This is a genomic window from Saccharothrix sp. NRRL B-16314 (assembly GCF_000716595.1).
In the GTDB taxonomy this organism is placed as follows: domain Bacteria; phylum Actinomycetota; class Actinomycetes; order Mycobacteriales; family Pseudonocardiaceae; genus Actinosynnema.
Map to the genome: position 1 here is coordinate 75,778 of NZ_JNXC01000021.1, position 14,627 is coordinate 90,404.

The 14,627-nt window shown below is 70.4% G+C and carries 15 protein-coding genes; 10 read left to right on the top strand and 5 right to left on the bottom strand.

The window, feature by feature from the left end:
• Positions 1–70 precede the first annotated feature (70 nt).
• Entirely contained in the window at positions 71–703 is a 633-nt protein-coding gene (bluB, locus tag OQ02_RS25850; protein WP_051772811.1) for a 5,6-dimethylbenzimidazole synthase, read from the bottom strand.
• 84 nt (positions 704–787) lie between these two features.
• Here bluB and OQ02_RS25855 point away from each other — a divergent pair, with 84 nt between their 5' ends.
• Together OQ02_RS25855 and OQ02_RS25860 are read left to right on the top strand one after the other, a co-directional pair.
• The gene (locus OQ02_RS25855) at positions 788–1,096 is read left to right on the top strand and encodes a hypothetical protein (RefSeq protein WP_156077319.1); all 309 of its coding nucleotides are present in this window, start codon (positions 788–790) and stop codon (positions 1,094–1,096) included.
• Between the two features lie 101 nt (positions 1,097–1,197).
• Complete coding sequence (locus OQ02_RS25860) at positions 1,198–2,277, top strand: MerR family transcriptional regulator (protein WP_033441171.1); 1,080 nt, start codon at positions 1,198–1,200, stop codon at positions 2,275–2,277.
• Here the strand turns inward: OQ02_RS25860 and OQ02_RS25865 are convergent.
• A complete protein-coding gene (locus OQ02_RS25865; RefSeq protein WP_033441172.1) occupies positions 2,271–2,930 on the bottom strand; it encodes a histidine phosphatase family protein in 660 nt (219 codons plus the stop codon). The two genes, OQ02_RS25860 and OQ02_RS25865, sit on opposite strands and share 7 nt — an antisense overlap.
• A gap of 54 nt (positions 2,931–2,984) precedes the next feature.
• Here OQ02_RS25865 and OQ02_RS25870 point away from each other — a divergent pair, with 54 nt between their 5' ends.
• From OQ02_RS25870 to OQ02_RS25890, 5 genes are all read left to right on the top strand, one after another.
• A complete protein-coding gene (locus tag OQ02_RS25870; protein WP_033441173.1) occupies positions 2,985–3,305 on the top strand; it encodes an EthD family reductase in 321 nt (106 codons plus the stop codon).
• Positions 3,302–4,132, top strand: a complete 831-nt coding sequence (locus tag OQ02_RS25875; RefSeq protein ID WP_033441174.1) for a 3-hydroxyacyl-CoA dehydrogenase family protein — start codon at positions 3,302–3,304, stop codon at positions 4,130–4,132. The genes OQ02_RS25870 and OQ02_RS25875 overlap by 4 nt, the downstream gene beginning before the upstream one ends.
• A 162-nt stretch (positions 4,133–4,294) precedes the next feature.
• The gene (locus OQ02_RS25880) at positions 4,295–4,921 is read left to right on the top strand and encodes a trimeric intracellular cation channel family protein (protein ID WP_033441175.1); all 627 of its coding nucleotides are present in this window, start codon (positions 4,295–4,297) and stop codon (positions 4,919–4,921) included.
• Positions 4,922–4,972: 51 nt separating this feature from the next.
• Positions 4,973–5,662, top strand: coding sequence for a response regulator transcription factor (locus OQ02_RS25885; protein ID WP_033441176.1), 690 nt, complete (start codon positions 4,973–4,975; stop codon positions 5,660–5,662).
• Positions 5,659–7,065: a sensor histidine kinase gene (locus OQ02_RS25890; RefSeq protein ID WP_033441177.1), complete on the top strand. Its 1,407-nt coding sequence runs from the start codon at positions 5,659–5,661 to the stop codon at positions 7,063–7,065. Before OQ02_RS25885 ends, OQ02_RS25890 begins: the two co-directional genes overlap by 4 nt.
• Before the next feature lie 180 nt (positions 7,066–7,245).
• Here the strand turns inward: OQ02_RS25890 and OQ02_RS25895 are convergent, their stop codons facing one another.
• The 3 genes from OQ02_RS25895 to OQ02_RS25905 are packed head-to-tail and all read right to left on the bottom strand — an operon-like array spanning position 7,246 to position 10,419.
• Entirely contained in the window at positions 7,246–8,091 is an 846-nt protein-coding gene (locus OQ02_RS25895; protein ID WP_197043496.1) for a carbohydrate ABC transporter permease, read from the bottom strand.
• 59 nt (positions 8,092–8,150) lie between these two features.
• Positions 8,151–9,116 carry a carbohydrate ABC transporter permease gene (locus OQ02_RS25900; protein ID WP_033441179.1) on the bottom strand — a complete coding sequence of 322 codons (966 nt, stop codon included), beginning with the start codon at positions 9,114–9,116 and terminating at the stop codon, positions 8,151–8,153.
• A gap of 4 nt (positions 9,117–9,120) precedes the next feature.
• The gene (locus OQ02_RS25905; RefSeq protein WP_033441180.1) at positions 9,121–10,419 is read right to left on the bottom strand and encodes an ABC transporter substrate-binding protein; all 1,299 of its coding nucleotides are present in this window, start codon (positions 10,417–10,419) and stop codon (positions 9,121–9,123) included.
• A gap of 261 nt (positions 10,420–10,680) precedes the next feature.
• On the opposite strand from OQ02_RS25905, the gene OQ02_RS25910 reads away from it, so the two are divergent.
• Genes OQ02_RS25910 through galT form a run of 3 tightly spaced genes read left to right on the top strand, consistent with a single transcriptional unit; the run spans position 10,681 to position 14,559 of the window.
• A complete protein-coding gene (locus tag OQ02_RS25910) occupies positions 10,681–12,672 on the top strand; it encodes a beta-galactosidase (protein WP_033441181.1) in 1,992 nt (663 codons plus the stop codon).
• A gap of 1 nt (position 12,673) precedes the next feature.
• Positions 12,674–13,471, top strand: coding sequence for a DeoR/GlpR family DNA-binding transcription regulator (locus tag OQ02_RS25915; protein ID WP_033441182.1), 798 nt, complete (start codon positions 12,674–12,676; stop codon positions 13,469–13,471).
• Positions 13,468–14,559, top strand: coding sequence for a galactose-1-phosphate uridylyltransferase (gene galT / locus OQ02_RS25920; RefSeq protein WP_033441183.1), 1,092 nt, complete (start codon positions 13,468–13,470; stop codon positions 14,557–14,559). The genes OQ02_RS25915 and galT overlap by 4 nt, the downstream gene beginning before the upstream one ends.
• Positions 14,560–14,627 lie beyond the last annotated feature (68 nt).

Below are 14,627 nucleotides of genomic sequence, written 5' to 3' on the forward strand. Positions count from 1 at the left end.
TGCTGACACTCCATTCCGACTCGGCGAGGCGGTACGCGGGCCCGCTCGCCGCCGGCACGGCTACCACAGGCTACCGGCCTGAACGCCGGGTGTACCGCTCCTCGTGCAGTACGTCGTCAAGGGGCAGACGGTTCCGCCAGCCGTGCCGTTCCAGGTCGGGTGTCTCGGGCAGGGAGGCGACGGGCCCGAGGCACAGCCACGCCACCGGCCGCAGCCGGGACGGGATGTCCAGCAGCCGGCGCAGCATGTCCTCGCGGTAGAAGCTCACCCAGCCGACGCCGAGGCCCTCGGCGGTCGCGGCGAGCCACAGGTTCTGGATGGCGAGGCACACCGAGTACAGGCCGGCGTCGGCGATCGCGTGCCTGCCGAGCACGGCGGGGGAGCCGCGGTCCGGGTCGTAGGTGACGACCACGCCGACCGTCGACTCCAGGATGCCCTCCACCTTGATCTTGGCGAACAGCTCGGCCTGGCGCGGGTCCAGCTCGGCGGCGAAGACGCTGCGCTCGGCCTGGACGTGGTCGCGGAACGCGCGGCGGGTGTGCTCGTCGCGCACGACGACGAAGTCCCACGGCTGGGACAGACCCACGCTGGGCGCGGCGTGAGCGGCCGAGAGCACCCGGCGCAGCACCTCGGGCGGGATCGGGGCGCCGGTGAACTCACCCCTGGTGTCCCTCCGGCGGTACAGGACGTCGTAGAAGCTCATTCGGAGGATCGTGCCTCACGCGATCCGGTGAACCTGACCGTCGCGGACGTGGCGTGCGTCTCAACTGGGCTTGAATGGTCGGTCATGGTCGGAACTGTGCAGGGGTCCGCGCTCGGCTTCGCAGGAGGTGTCGGCGTGACCGCGCTGGCCGCGAACTGGCCGGTGTTCGCCCTGGTCCTGCTCGTGGTGGTGGTGGCCGTCGTGTCGTGGTGGACGACCGTGCTCGGCGCGGTGCTGACCGCGGTGCAGTGCTGGGGCCTGTACGCGAGCTTCGTCGTCGGCGACGAGGGCCACCTCGTGCCGGACTGGGCCGCGCTGGGCGTCCTGGTCGTCGCCAGCACGGTGTCGCTGAGCGGCCTGGTGCGCGACCCGGCCGCCCCCGCCCGTTCCTGAGCCCTCTTCGCACCCGGCGATCCGCCTGTTGACCTTCACCCTGGGTGAAGCGCCACCGTGGAACAGGCCGGGCCACGGACCCGGCGGGGGAGGGGTGCGACGTGGAGCTGTTGACCATCGGGGCGTTCGCGCGGGCCAGCCGCCTGTCGCCGAAGGCGCTGCGGCTCTACGACGAGCTGGGCCTGCTGACACCCGCCCGGGTCGACCCGCTGTCGGGCTACCGGCGGTACTCGCCGGACCAGCTCGACCGGGCCCGGCTGGTGGCGTGGCTGCGGAGGCTCGGCATGCCGTTGGCCCGCATCCGGCTGGTGTGCTCGCTCGACCCGGCGGACGCCGCCGACGAGGTGCGCGCCTACTGGACGCAGGTCGAGGAGGACACCGCGGCCCGGCGAAACCTCGCCGCCTCCCTCGTGGAGCGACTGTCCGGGAAGGACAAGACCATGACCCTCGCACTCCAGTACGCCCTGCGCACCGACCGCGGGCTCGTCCGGGACTCGAACCAGGACGTCGGCTACGCGGGTGAGCGGCTGCTCGCCGTGGCCGACGGGTTCGGCGCGCGCGGCGAGCCGCTCAGCTCGATGGCCATCGACGCGCTCGCCCCGCTGGACACCGCGATCCCGGCGGGTGAGCTGCTGAACGCGTTGGCGGACGCCGTGCACCGGGCCGGGACGGCGGTCGGTGACTACCTCTCGGCGCACCCCGGCGACGAGTGCAGCGGGACCACGGTGACGGCGCTCGTGCTGTCCGGGTCGCGGCTGGGGCTGGTGCACGTCGGTGACGCGCGGGTGTACCTGCTGCGCGGCGGCGAGCTGTTCCGCATCACGCACGACCACACGGCGGTGCAGTCGCTGATCGCCGAGGGCCGGCTGACCGAGGAGGAGGCGGTCAGCCACCCGCAGCGCTCGATGCTCGTGCGCGCCCTGCACGGCAAGGCGGTGCAACCGGACCTCGCGCTGCACGACGCCGTGCCGGGCGACCGGTACCTGCTGTGCTCGGACGGCCTGCACACCGTGGTCCCGCAGGCGGACGTGCGGGAGGTGCTGGTGTCCGCGGCCGACCCGGAGGAGGCGACGCGGCGACTGGTCGACCTGGCCAACGCCAACGGCGGACCCGACAACGTGGTGTGCGTGGTCGCGGACGTGGTGCCGGACGTGGTGCCGGGCGTGATCCCGGGTCAGTAGGCGGCGATCGGGCCTTGGGTCTCGCCGTCCGGAGACGGTCGCCACTGGTCGAACGGCCGGTCGAGGTGCCAGGTCTTGCCGTCGTTCGTGAGCACGCGGTGTTCGCAGGTCTCCAGGTTCGACAGCGACTCGAACAGCTCGATGCTCCACCCGAACAGGCGGCGGCAGAGCAGGCGGATGGTCAGCCCATGTGACACCACCAGCGCCGTGGACGGGTGGGCCGGGTCGCGCATCCGGGTTTCCAGGTCGGTCAGGAACGCGGCGAGCCGGTCGTCGACGTCGGCGCCCGACTCGCCGTTCGGCAGCCGGAAGAAGAAGTGGCCGAACGCGTGCCGCTGGTGCTTGAGCACCTCCTGCTGCACGGGGTCCTGGAGGTTGCCCCAGTCCTGCTCCCGCAGCCGCGGCTCGGCCACCGTCCGCTCGGCCTGATCACCGAGGTCGAGGTTGCGGAGGGTGGCCCTGGTCCGCACGTACGGGCTCACGTAGACGGCCGCCGGGTCGCCGTTCAGGAGTTCCTTGATCCGCGGGCCGGCGGCCGTCGCCTCACGCTCGCCCGGTTCCGTCAGCGGGAGGGCGTGGTCGGGGACGCGGCAGTACGCCGACTCGTCGACGTTGCCCAGGCTCTGCCCGTGGCGCAGCAGGATGATCCGCACCGGTCCATGGTGCCGGTGTTACAGTCACACGCGAAACCGGACGGAAGGTGTCACATGGTCAAGTATGTCGCCCTGTACCGGAAACCGGCCGACGTCGAGGCGTTCGACGAGGCGTACTTCGCGTCCCACCTGCCGTTGGTCGAGCGGACACCGGGACTCCTGCGGGCCGAGATCGCGAAGGTCACGCGGGTCTTCGTCCCCGGTTTCCTCGGCGGGCACGAGCTGCACGTCATGGCCGAGATGTACTTCGAGTCCTCGCAAGCGATGAAGGACGCGTTCGGGTCGCCCGAGTGGCAGGCCGCCGGCGCGAACCTCACCGAGATCGGCGGCATGGAACTCGTGGCCATGTTCGCGGCGGAGGTCGTGGACCGATGATCTCGGTGGTGATCGGCGGCGGCACGATGGGCGCGGGTGTCGCCCACCTGTTCCTCGCGGGCGGGCACGAGGTGGTGCTGGTCGAGGCGGGCGCCGAACGGGCGTCGGCCGCGCGGCGGGCCGTCGAGGCGTCGCTGGCCAAGGCGGCGGACCGGGGCAGGCTCGAAGCCGTCCCGCACGAGCTGTTGAAGCACCTCACCGTGGTGGAGCGACTGGACGACGTGGCCGCGGGCGCGTCGCTCGTGGTCGAGGCCGTGCCCGAGGACGTCGAGCTGAAGCGGCAGGTGCTCAAGGCCGCCGCAAACGCTTGCCCCGACGCGGTGCTGGCGTCCAACACGTCGTCGCTGTCGATCTCGGCGCTGGCCGAGGGGCTGCCCGGCGAACGCGTGCTCGGCATGCACTTCTTCAACCCCGTCCCGGTGCAGCAGCTGGTCGAGCTGGTGCTCCACGACGGGGTGTCCGCCGACGTCGTGGCCCGGGTCCGGGGGTGGGCCGAGGCGCTGGGCAAGACCGTCATCGAGGTGCGGGACGCGCCCGGTTTCGCCACGTCGCGGCTCGGCGTCGCGGTCGGCATGGAGGCGATCCGGATGCTCGAAGAGGGCGTGGCGAGCGCGGAGGACATCGACACCGGCATGAGGCTCGGCTACGGCTGGCCGATGGGCCCGCTGCGGCTGACGGACCTGGTCGGGCTGGACGTCCGGCTGGCCATCGCCGAACACCTGGCCGCCGAACTCGGTCCCCGCTTCGAACCGCCCGCGCTGCTGCGCGACAAGGTCGCCGCAGGCCACCTCGGGCGCAAGACCGGCCAGGGCTTCTTCACCTGGTAAAACGACCCGCCGGCCCGCGCACCCTCTGGCGATCGCCCGCGCACGGCCGCGAGCCGGCCAACCCGCCGTGACGCCGCGCCATTCGACCGGCTGGTCGGCGTACCTGGTTGCCCGGCCACCTGGCGTGCGGCGTCCGGCGGACTGCTTCTAACCTGACCAGCCGTGCTGCTCGCCGTGCTGGAACTGATCGGTATCGCCGCGTTCGCCGCCTCCGGGGCGGTGGCGGCGGTGCGGGCGCGGCTGGACGTGTTCGGGGTCATCGTGCTGGGCCTGACCACGGCCCTGGGCGGCGGGATCGTGCGGGACGTGCTGCTCGACGTGCACCCGCCCGCGGCGTTGATGAGCTGGCCCTACCTCGCCGTCGCCGGGGTCACCGGACTGGTGGTCTTCTGGTTTCACCCGACGGTGGCGAAGCTGTGGCGGGCGGTGCTGCTGCTGGACGCGATCGGGCTCGGGCTGTTCGTCACCGCCGGCACGACCACAGCCCTCAAGCTGGGCGTTCCGCCGTACGCGGCGTGCCTGATCGGGATGACCACGGGCATCGGCGGCGGTGCGCTGCGCGACGTGCTGCTGCGGGAGATCCCGCTGGTCCTGCGCCGGGAGATCTACGCGGTGGCGGCGTTGTGCGGGGCGGTCGTGGTGGTCCTGGGCGATCACTTCCGCCTGCCCGCGGTGCCGGTGGCGCTGCTGGCGTCGGCGTTGATCGTGGGTCTGCGGCTGGTGGCGATGTGGCGGCGCTGGAACGCCCCGGTGGCCCGGGACGTCGACGGCGGAAAACTTGACGGGTAGCTCACACTCCCTTCTCAGGCGGCTCTCAGGACCAAGAGCAAGACTGACCCCATGCGCATCCTCGTTGTCGACGACGACAGGGCCGTGCGTGAGTCGCTTCGTCGCTCACTGCAGTTCAACGGCTACCAGGTCGACCTGGCCGGAGACGGTCAGCAGGCTCTCGAGTCCGTCGTCTCCCAACGTCCCGACGCGATGGTGCTGGACGTGATGATGCCCCGGCTCGACGGGCTGGAGGTGTGCCGCCGGCTGCGCAGCACCGGTGACGACCTGCCGATCCTCGTGCTCACGGCCCGTGACGCGGTGTCCGACCGGGTGTCCGGGCTGGACGCCGGCGCGGACGACTACCTGCCGAAACCGTTCGCCTTGGAGGAGCTGCTGGCCCGGCTGCGGGCGTTGCTGCGGCGGGCAGCCTCGGACGCCGAGGAGCCGGCGGGCGTCACGCTGCGGTTCGCCGACCTGGAACTCGACCCGAGCACCCGGGACGTCCGGCGCGGTGAGCGGCCGATCAGCCTCACCCGGACCGAGTTCGCGCTGCTGGAGCTGTTCCTCGGGCACCCGAAGCAGGTGCTGACCAGGGGGCGGATCCTGGAGGACGTCTGGGGCTACGACTTCCCGACCTCCGGCAACGCGCTGGAGGTCTACGTCGGCTACCTGCGGCGCAAGACCGAGGCCGAGGGCGAGCCTCGGCTGCTGCACACCGTGCGCGGCGTGGGGTACGTGCTGCGGGAGACGCCTCCGTGATCGGTGCCGCCAACGGGCGACTCCAGCGGGTGTCGCTGCGGGCGCGGGTCACTCTGCTCGCCGCGTTCTGCGTCGCCGGTGCCGTCGCGGTCGTGTCGCTCGGCGCGTACATGACGGTGAGCCGGAACCTGCACGACCAGATGGACGAGAACCTGCGGCAGCGGGCCGAGGCCGCGGTCAACGCGCCGAAGGTCAACAACGACGTCACCGAGATCCCCGGCGCGTTCCTGGCCGCCGGTGACGTGCGGATCGGCGTGCTGGACGTGAGCGGGCGCATCCTCTACCCGAAGGGCACGATCGCGCCGCCGACCCAGCCCGCCGACCTGGACGTGGCGCGCGGGCAGCGGTCGGAGAACTTCTGGACCGACGAGCGCACCGACTTCCGGGTCATCGCGGTGCCGTACGGGGACGGTCAGGCGATGCTGATCGCCCAGTCCACCAAGCCGCTGAACGTCTCGCTCGGCAAGCTGTCCGTGGTGCTGTTCGTGATCAGCGGGTTGGGTGTGCTGGTCGCGGCGGCGGCGGGGACGGCGGTCGCGCGGACGGGGCTGCGGCCCGTGCAGCGGCTGACGGAGGCGACCGAGCGGGTCGCGATGACGGGTGACCTGCGGCCGATCCCGGTGTCCGGTGACGACGAGCTGGCCCTGCTGTCGCAGCGGTTCAACGCGATGCTGGGTGCGGTGGCGGAGTCGCAGGAGCGGCAACGGCGGCTGGTCGCGGACGCGGGGCACGAGCTGCGCACGCCGTTGACGTCGATGCGGACGAACCTGGAGCTGCTGCTGGCGTCGGAGAAGCCGGACTCGCCGACGTTGTCGGACGAGGACAAGGCGGAGATCAACGCCGACGTGCGGGCGCAGCTGGACGAGCTGACCACGTTGATCGGTGACCTGGTGGAGTTGGCGCGGGAGGACGCGCCGCAGGTCGTGCACGAGCCGGTGGACCTGGTCGAGGTGGTGGAGCGCGCGCTGGACCGGGCGAAGCGGCGGGCTACCGACGTGCGGTTCGTGGTGGAGTCGCAGCCGTGGTCGTTGCTGGGTGATTCGAGCGCGTTGGAACGTGCCGTGCTGAACCTCCTCGACAACGCGGTGAAGTTCAGCCCGGCGAGCGGTGTGGTCCGGCTGAGCCTGCGGCAGTTGGGTGACGGCAGTGCGGTGGTGGAGGTGGCGGACTCCGGTCCCGGCATCGCCGACGCCGACCTGCCGCACGTCTTCGAGCGCTTCTACCGCTCGTCGGAGGCCCGCACGCTCCCGGGCTCCGGCTTGGGTCTGGCGATCGTCAAGCAGGTGGCGGAACGTCATGGCGGCATGGCGTACGTCGGCCGTGCCCCCGAGGGCGGCGCGATGTTCACCCTCCGCCTCCCCGGCCGCCCCAGCCCCGTGCCCACCTCCCACCACCCCGCGTGAGTCCTACGTTCACGTCGCGTGAGTCGTACCTTCAGGACACCCGTGTCCTACGTTCGGAACCCCCGAGTTCAACGCTCAGGACAGACCGGCCGTTCTGAGCGTTGAATTCGGGGGGCACGAACGTAGGACTCACGCGTTCTGAACGTAGGACTCACGCGTTCTGAACGTAGGACTCACTGGTTAGCCCTTGGTGGAGCCCAACGTCAGGCCGCCGATGAACTGGCGTTGGAGGACGAAGAAGACGACGAGGGTGGGCAGGGCGACGAGCAGGGAGCCGGCGGCGACCAGGTTGTTGTCCACGAAGAACGTGCCCTTGAGGTTCTGCAACGCGGACGTGATCGGCATCTTGTCACCGGTCTGGATCAGCACCAGCGCCCACAGGAAGTCGTTGTAGATCCAGGTGAACTCCAGCGTCGCCAACGCCGCCAGCGCCGGACGGCACAGCGGCAGGATCACCTGCCAGTACTGCCGGAACACACCGGCGCCGTCCACCCGGGCCGCCTCGCTCAGCTCGTGCGGGATCGTCTTCATGTAGTTGCTGAGCACGAACACGCAGAACCCCGACTGGAACCCCACGTGGATCAGCACCAGGCCCACCTGCGAGTCCAGCAGCACACCGCTGTCGCTCAACCACTCCGGCAACGGCGTGAGCAGGTACAGCCGCCACAACGGGGTCACGATCACCTGCTGCGGCAGCAGGTTGCCCGCTGTGAACAGCATCAGCAGCACCAGGTTGAACTTGAAGCTGAACCGCGACACCCCGAACGCCACCATCGAGCTGAACAGCAGCACCAGCACCAACGCGGGCAGCGTCACGAGCAGCGTGTTCAGGTAGTAGTGCGGCAGGTCGGCCTGCGTCCACGCGTTGCTGTAGTTGTCCAGCGTCAGGCTTTCGGCAACTGAGAAGTACCCGTTGCGCGCGGTGTCGTCGTACGTGCGCAGCGATGCGTACAAAGCCCACACCAGCGGCGCGAGGGTCACCAGGCACGTCACGATCAGGAACGCGTGCAAGGCGATGCGCGGCAAGGAAACGCGTGGCGAAGAGACGGGCGGCGGAGAAGCGGGGGACAAAGAAACGCGGGACTTCACGCCCGTTCCTCCTCGCGGAACACCTGGAACAGGTAGGTGATGATGAACCCGAGCGAGATCAGCAGCAGGATCACCGCCAGCGCGGAACCCCACCCGATCCGGCTCGACTCACCGATGATGTTGTCGGTGACCAGCACGGACAGCAGTTCCAGCCCGTTGCGCCCCTTGTTGATCACGTACACGATGTCGAACGCCCGCAGGCCCTCGATCACGGTGACCACGAGCACCACCACGTTCACCGGCTTGAGCACCGGGAACGTCACCTGGAAGAACGTCTGCCGCGCGTTGGCGCCGTCCAGCGCCGCGGCCTCCTTCAACGCCGGGTCCACGGCCTTCAGCCCGGCGAGGTACAGCAGCATGATGTACCCGGTGTGCCGCCACCCGGCGGCCACGAGCACCGCGTACAGGTTGATGTCCGGATCGCCGAGCCAGTTCACCGGATCGGTGGACGCGGTGCCGAGCACGTTGTTCAGCAGCCCCTGCTCGGGCTGGTAGATCAGCTGCCAGATGAACCCGACCAGCGCCAGCGACAGCACCATCGGCAGGTACAGCGCGCTCTGGTACAGCCGGCCGAACCGCAGCTGCCGGTCCAGCAGGACGGCGAGCAGCAGCCCGGCCACCGTCGGCACCACGATCAGGAACAGCAGCCAGATCAGGTTGTGCTGCACCGCGGGCCAGAACCGGGGGTAGCGGGTGAAGATGTCGACGTAGTTCTGGAAGCCGACCCACTCGATGTCCTCGAACCCGCCGATGCCGTCCCACGAGCTGAACGACAGCGCGATCGAGCCCATCGCGGGCACCCACACGAGCACGAGGTGCACCAGCGACGGGATGCCGAGCATCAGGCCGAGCACGAGCTTGTCACGGGGCGCGAGCGCGGTGGCGCGACGCCTGCCGCGCCGGGGCGACGGGGAGGGGTCCGTCGTCCCGGCGGGCTTCGGGGGGGACTGCAAGGCGGTCACGAGATCACTCCGTGAAGATCGTCTTCGCCTGGTCGGCCATGCCCTTGAGGATCGAGTCGATGTCGTCGGGGTTCTGGATGAACGCGTTGATCCCGTTGGTCGCGGCGTCGCTGGCGAACCGCGGGTCGGTGTCGCGGTCCAGGAACTGCGTGATGTGCGCGGCTTCCTTGATGACCTGCGCGGCCTTCTTCTGCAACGAGTTGTAGCCGGACGTGTCGGCCTTGTTCGACGCGGCGATCTGGCTCGGGTCGGCCTTGATGTACGCCAGCTGCGCGGCGGGCGTGGACATGAACTCCAGCAGCTTGGCCGCGCCCTCGGGGTTGCTGGGCTTCCTGGACATCATGTAGCCGTCGATCGGCGCTTCCACGGTGTCCTGCCCGTGCTCCGGGTTGATCTCCGGGTACGGGAAGAAGTCGAGGTCTTCCTCCTGGCCCTTGAACTGCTGCGCGACGAACGTGCCGAGCAGGAACATGCCCGACTTGCCCTGCTGGAGCGACTGCGCGGCCTCCTGCCACTCCCGGCCGAGCGCGTTCTCCTGGTGGAACGGCAGCAGCCGCTTCCAGGTGTCGAACACCTCGCGCACCTTGGGCCCCTGCCAGTCCTCCTTGCCGGCCATGAGGTCGACGTGGAACTGGTAGCCGTTGATGCGGAAGTTCAGCTGGTCGAACGTGCCCATGCCGGGCCAGCCCTGCTTCTGCGCGAACGCGATCGGCGCGAGCCCGTCGGCCTTCATCCTCGTGGACAGCGCGACCATCTCGTCCAGCGTCTTCGGCACCGTGTAACCGCGCTGCTGCCACACGCTCTTCAGGTAGAACATGCCCCACGGGTACTGCACGAACGGGATCAGGTACTGCTTGCCGTCCGACGCGGTGGACGCTTCCTTCAGCCCGGGTTCGTAGCCGGCCGAGACCTTCGACCACACGTCGCTCAGGTCGCCGGTCAGGCCCTTCTCGGCGAAGAAGCGCATCCGGTAGCCGGCGAACCAGGACAGCACGTCGTCCGGCTTGCCCTGCAGGTAGTTGTTGATCTGCTCCTGGTACTGCTCGTGCTGCTTGGTGTTGATCGCGACCTTCAGGCCGGACTCGCCCTCGAAGGACTTCAGCACGGCGGTGATCGCGTCCTTCGGCACCTGGTCGGACTGGTTGTTGCCGAACGACACCGTGTCGGTGGCGCCGCCACCGCCGTCGCCGGAGCCGCAGGCGGCCAGTCCGGGCACGGCGGCGATGCCCGCGCCCGCCAGGACTGCCTTCAGCAGGGCACGCCGGCCCATGAGCGGGTGGGGACTGGCGGAGAACCTCGTCATCGTCGCTCCTACGGGTGACACTCGACCGGAATCAACCGAACACCGAACATGGAGTCCAACAAGATTGCCCACAATGTGGTGCGCGGCACACAGGCTGTCAAGCGCCGTTATCGAGCCGTTAACGCCGTCTTACCTTGCTGAATCGACCCCAACTGGGGTAGTGCCACCGGGTCTCGATCTTGTACCGCCGAACAGAGGTAAACGAGGGATTTTGTTGGACTGTGTTGACGTTTGCCATGACGGTCAGTCACGCTTGCGCGCATGACGACGTGGCCTGACGGCGTGCGCGGCCTGGCCTGGGGCGCCGACTACAACCCCGAGCAGTGGCCGGAGGAGGTCTGGGTCGAGGACGTCGAGCTGATGCGGCGGGCGGGGGTGAACCTCGTCAGCGTCGGCATCTTCTCGTGGGCCCTGCTGGAGGTCGAGGAGGGCCGGTACGAGTTCGACTGGCTCGACCGGGTCCTCGATCGGCTGCACGCGGGCGGCGTGCGGGTCGACCTGGCCACCGCGACCGCCGCGCCGCCGCCGTGGCTGACCACGGCGCACCCCGAGATGCTGCCGGAGACCGCCGACGGCGTCCGCCTCTCGCACGGCTCGCGCCAGTCCTACTGCCCGAGCTCGCCGGTCTACCGGGCCAAGGCCGTCGCGCTGGCCCGCGCGCTGGCCGAGCGGTACCGCGACCACCCGGCGCTGTCCGCGTGGCACGTCGGCAACGAGTACGGCTGCCACGTCTCGCGCTGCTACTGCGACCGGTGCGCGACGGCGTTCCGCACCTGGTTGCAGGCCCGTCACGGCAGCCTCGACGTGCTGAACGAGGCGTGGGGCACGGCGTTCTGGAGCCAGCGCTACACCGCGTGGGACCAGATCCTGCCGCCGCGCGCGACGCCGTCGTCCAACAACCCCGGCCAGCTGCTGGACTTCGACCGGTTCTCGTCCGACGCCCTGCTGGAGCTGTACAAGGCCGAGCGGGACGTGCTGCGGGAGGTCACGCCGGGCGTGCCGATCACCACGAACTTCATGGCCGCCTCGTTCGCCCAGCTGGACTACTGGAAGTGGGCCGCCGAGGTCGACTTCGTCTCCAACGACCACTACACGTTCGGCGAGGACCCGGACCGGCACATCGACCTCGCGTACTCCGCCGACCTGGTGCGCGGCCTCGCGGGCGGCAAGCCGTGGCTGCTGATGGAGCACTCCACGTCGGCGGTGAACTGGCAGCCGCGCAACATCGCCAAGCAGCCCGGCGAGCTGCGGCGCAACTCGTTCGCGCACATGGCGCGCGGCGCGGACGGCACGCTGTTCTTCCAGTGGCGGCAGTCGCGGGCGGGCGCGGAGCGCTACCACTCGGCGATGGTGCCGCACGCCGGTCCGGACACGAAGGTCTTCCGCGAGGTCGAGCAGGTCGGCGCGGAGTACCGGCGGATCGCGGAGATCGTCGGGTCCACTGTGGACGCACCGGTCGCGGTGGTCTTCGACTGGGAGTCGTGGTGGGCGCTCAAGCAGCCCGCGCACCCGACGGTCGACGTCTCGTACCGGGACATCGTCTTCGGGCTGTACCGGGCGTTGTGGCGGGCCGGGGTGACGGTCGACTTCGTGCCGCCGGGCGCGGACCTGTCGAAGTACCGGCTGGTCCTCCTCCCGGCGCTGTACGTGGTCGACGACGCGACGCCGTACGAGGAGTACGTCGCGGGCGGCGGGCACCTTTTCGTCACCTACCTGTCCGGCGTCACGGACACGCGCGGCCACGTGCACCTCGGCGGCTACCCCGGCGCGTTCCGCGACCTGCTCGGCGTGCGCACGGAGGAGTTCTTCCCGTTGCGCGCGGACGAGGTCGTGGCGCTGGACGACGGCTCGTCGGCCACCGTCTGGACCGAGCACGTGCACGCGGACGGCGCGAAGGTCGTCGCCTCCTACACCGACGGCCAGCTGCCCGGTGTGCCCGCCGTGACCCGGAACGACCACGGTGACGGCGTGGCCTGGTACCTGGCGTGCGGGCTGACCGGCGACGGGCTGGACCGGCTGGTCCGGACCGCGCTGGACCAGGCGGGTGTGCCGACCGGCGCCGAGGACGTCGAGGTGGTGCGTCGCAGCGGTGAGGTGGCCGGGGTCGCCGTATCGTGGCTGGTCGCGGTGAACCACGGGGACGGCGACGCCGAGCTGTCCGCGGTGGGCGTCGAGCTGCTGTCGGGCGCGCGTGCGTCGGGCCGCGTGGTCGTGCCCGCCGGCGGCGTGGTCGTGGTCAGGGAAGAGGTGTGACGTGCTGGCACGTCAGCGGCAAGCGGTGATCCTGGAAGAGGTCCGGCGCACCGGCGCGGTGCGGGTGAGCGACCTGGTCGTCCGGCTGGGCGTCTCGGACATGACCGTGCGCCGCGACCTGGACGTGCTGGCCGCGCGCGGCCTGGTGGAGAAGGTGTACGGCGGGGCCACGTCCGTGGTCGGCCGCAGCACCGACGAGCCGGGGTTCGAGGCCAAGTCGGTGCGCCAGCTGCCGGAGAAGGAGGCCATCGCCGCGTTCGCCGCCGGTCTGGTGCGCCCCGGCACGGCCATCGGCCTGTCCGCGGGCACGACCACGTGGACGCTGGCCAGGTTCCTCGACGACATACCGGACCTGACCGTGGTGACCAACTCGATCCGGGTCGCCGACGTGCTCCAGCAGAGCGGGCGCACGGACCGCACGGTGGTCCTCACCGGCGGGGTGCGGACGCCGTCGGACGCGCTGGTCGGGCCGGTCGCCGTGCAGGCGCTGCGGTCGCTTCACCTGGACGTGGTGTTCCTGGGCGTGCACGGGATGGCCGAGCGGTCCGGTTTCACCACGCCCAACCTGAACGAGAGCGAGACCGACCGCGCGCTGGTGGACGCCGCCGGCCGGGTCGTCGTGGTCGCGGACCACACCAAGTGGGGCACCGTCGGCATCTCCACGATCGCCGCGCTGGACGAGGCGGACGTGCTGGTGACCGACGAGGGGTTGCCCGAGGCCGCGCGGACGGTGCTCGGCGAGCAGGTCGGTGAACTGGTCCTGGTGCGGGCGCCGGGCCGCGGAGAGGAACTGGCGTGAGGCGCACGGCGGGGAAACTTGCCGATGGTCGGGAGATCATCTACTTCGACGACACCCCGGACGCGCCGCCGCGGCACGCGGTGGACACCCGTGACCTGCCGCGCACGCAGGCGCTGTCGGAGGTGCGGCGGGACCCGTTGACCGGTGAGTGGGTGGCGATGGCAGCGCACCGGCAGACGCGCACGTACAAGCCGCCGGCCGACCTGTGCCCGCTGTGCCCGTCGACGCCGGGCAAGGCGACGGAGATCCCCGAGCCGTCGTACGACGTGGCGGTGTTCGAGAACCGGTTCCCGTCGTTCGCGCCGGGCACGCCCGAGTTGCCGTCCACTGTGGACGGTATGCCGATGGTGGCGCGGGCGGCCGGGCGTGGCCGGTGCGAGGTCGTGTGCTTCACGTCCGACCACAACACGTCGTTCGGCTCGTTGACCGCTTCGCGGGTGCGGACGGTGGTGGACGCCTGGGCGGACCGCACGGAGGCGTTGAACGCGACGCCGGGGGTGGAGCAGGTCTTCCCGTTCGAGAACCGCGGTGAAGAGATCGGCGTGACGCTGCACCACCCGCACGGGCAGATCTACGGCTACCCGTTCGTGACCCCGAAGACGGAACGAATGCTGGCCGCCGCGGCGGACTACCAAGCGTCACACGGCCGTCCACTGATGGGTGACATTCTGGCGGCCGAACGGGCAGTCGGGACGAGGGTCGTCGCGGAGAGCGAGTACTGGACGGCGTTCGTGCCGGCCGCCGCGCGCTGGCCCGTCGAGGTGCACGTCGTGCCGCACCGCCAGGTGCCCGACCTGCCCGCGCTGACGGACGCGGAGCGGGACGACTTCGCCGCGTTCTACCTGGCCGTGCTGCACCGGCTGGACGCCCTCTACCAGCGTCCCCTGCCGTACATCGCGGCGTGGCACCAGGCTCCCGTGCGGGTCGGCCGTGACCTGTCGTGGCTGCACCTGGAGGTGTTCTCGGTGCTCCGGGCGCCCGACAAGCTCAAGTACCTGGCGGGTTCGGAGTCCGGCATGGGCGTGTGGATCAACGACGCCACGCCCGAGCAGATCGCCGAGCGGCTGCGCGCGTCGGCATCCGGGTGACGGGTCCGGACTCACAACTGATGCCCAGTTTCGTTTAAGGCTGCTCTCAGGCGGGCACCGCACAGTTG

Bases quoted from the DNA above. Each gene is read 5' to 3' on its own strand.
- bluB (WP_051772811.1), bottom strand. From the start codon at position 703: ATGAGCTTCTACGACGTCCTGTACCGCCGGAGGGACACCAGGGGTGAG.
- OQ02_RS25855 (WP_156077319.1), top strand. From the start codon at position 788: ATGGTCGGAACTGTGCAGGGGTCCGCGCTCGGCTTCGCAGGAGGTGTC.
- OQ02_RS25875 (WP_033441174.1), top strand. From the start codon at position 3,302: ATGATCTCGGTGGTGATCGGCGGCGGCACGATGGGCGCGGGTGTCGCC.
- OQ02_RS25885 (WP_033441176.1), top strand. From the start codon at position 4,973: ATGCGCATCCTCGTTGTCGACGACGACAGGGCCGTGCGTGAGTCGCTT.
- OQ02_RS25910 (WP_033441181.1), top strand. From the start codon at position 10,681: ATGACGACGTGGCCTGACGGCGTGCGCGGCCTGGCCTGGGGCGCCGAC.
- OQ02_RS25905 (WP_033441180.1), bottom strand. From the start codon at position 10,419: ATGACGAGGTTCTCCGCCAGTCCCCACCCGCTCATGGGCCGGCGTGCC.
- OQ02_RS25870 (WP_033441173.1), top strand. From the start codon at position 2,985: ATGGTCAAGTATGTCGCCCTGTACCGGAAACCGGCCGACGTCGAGGCG.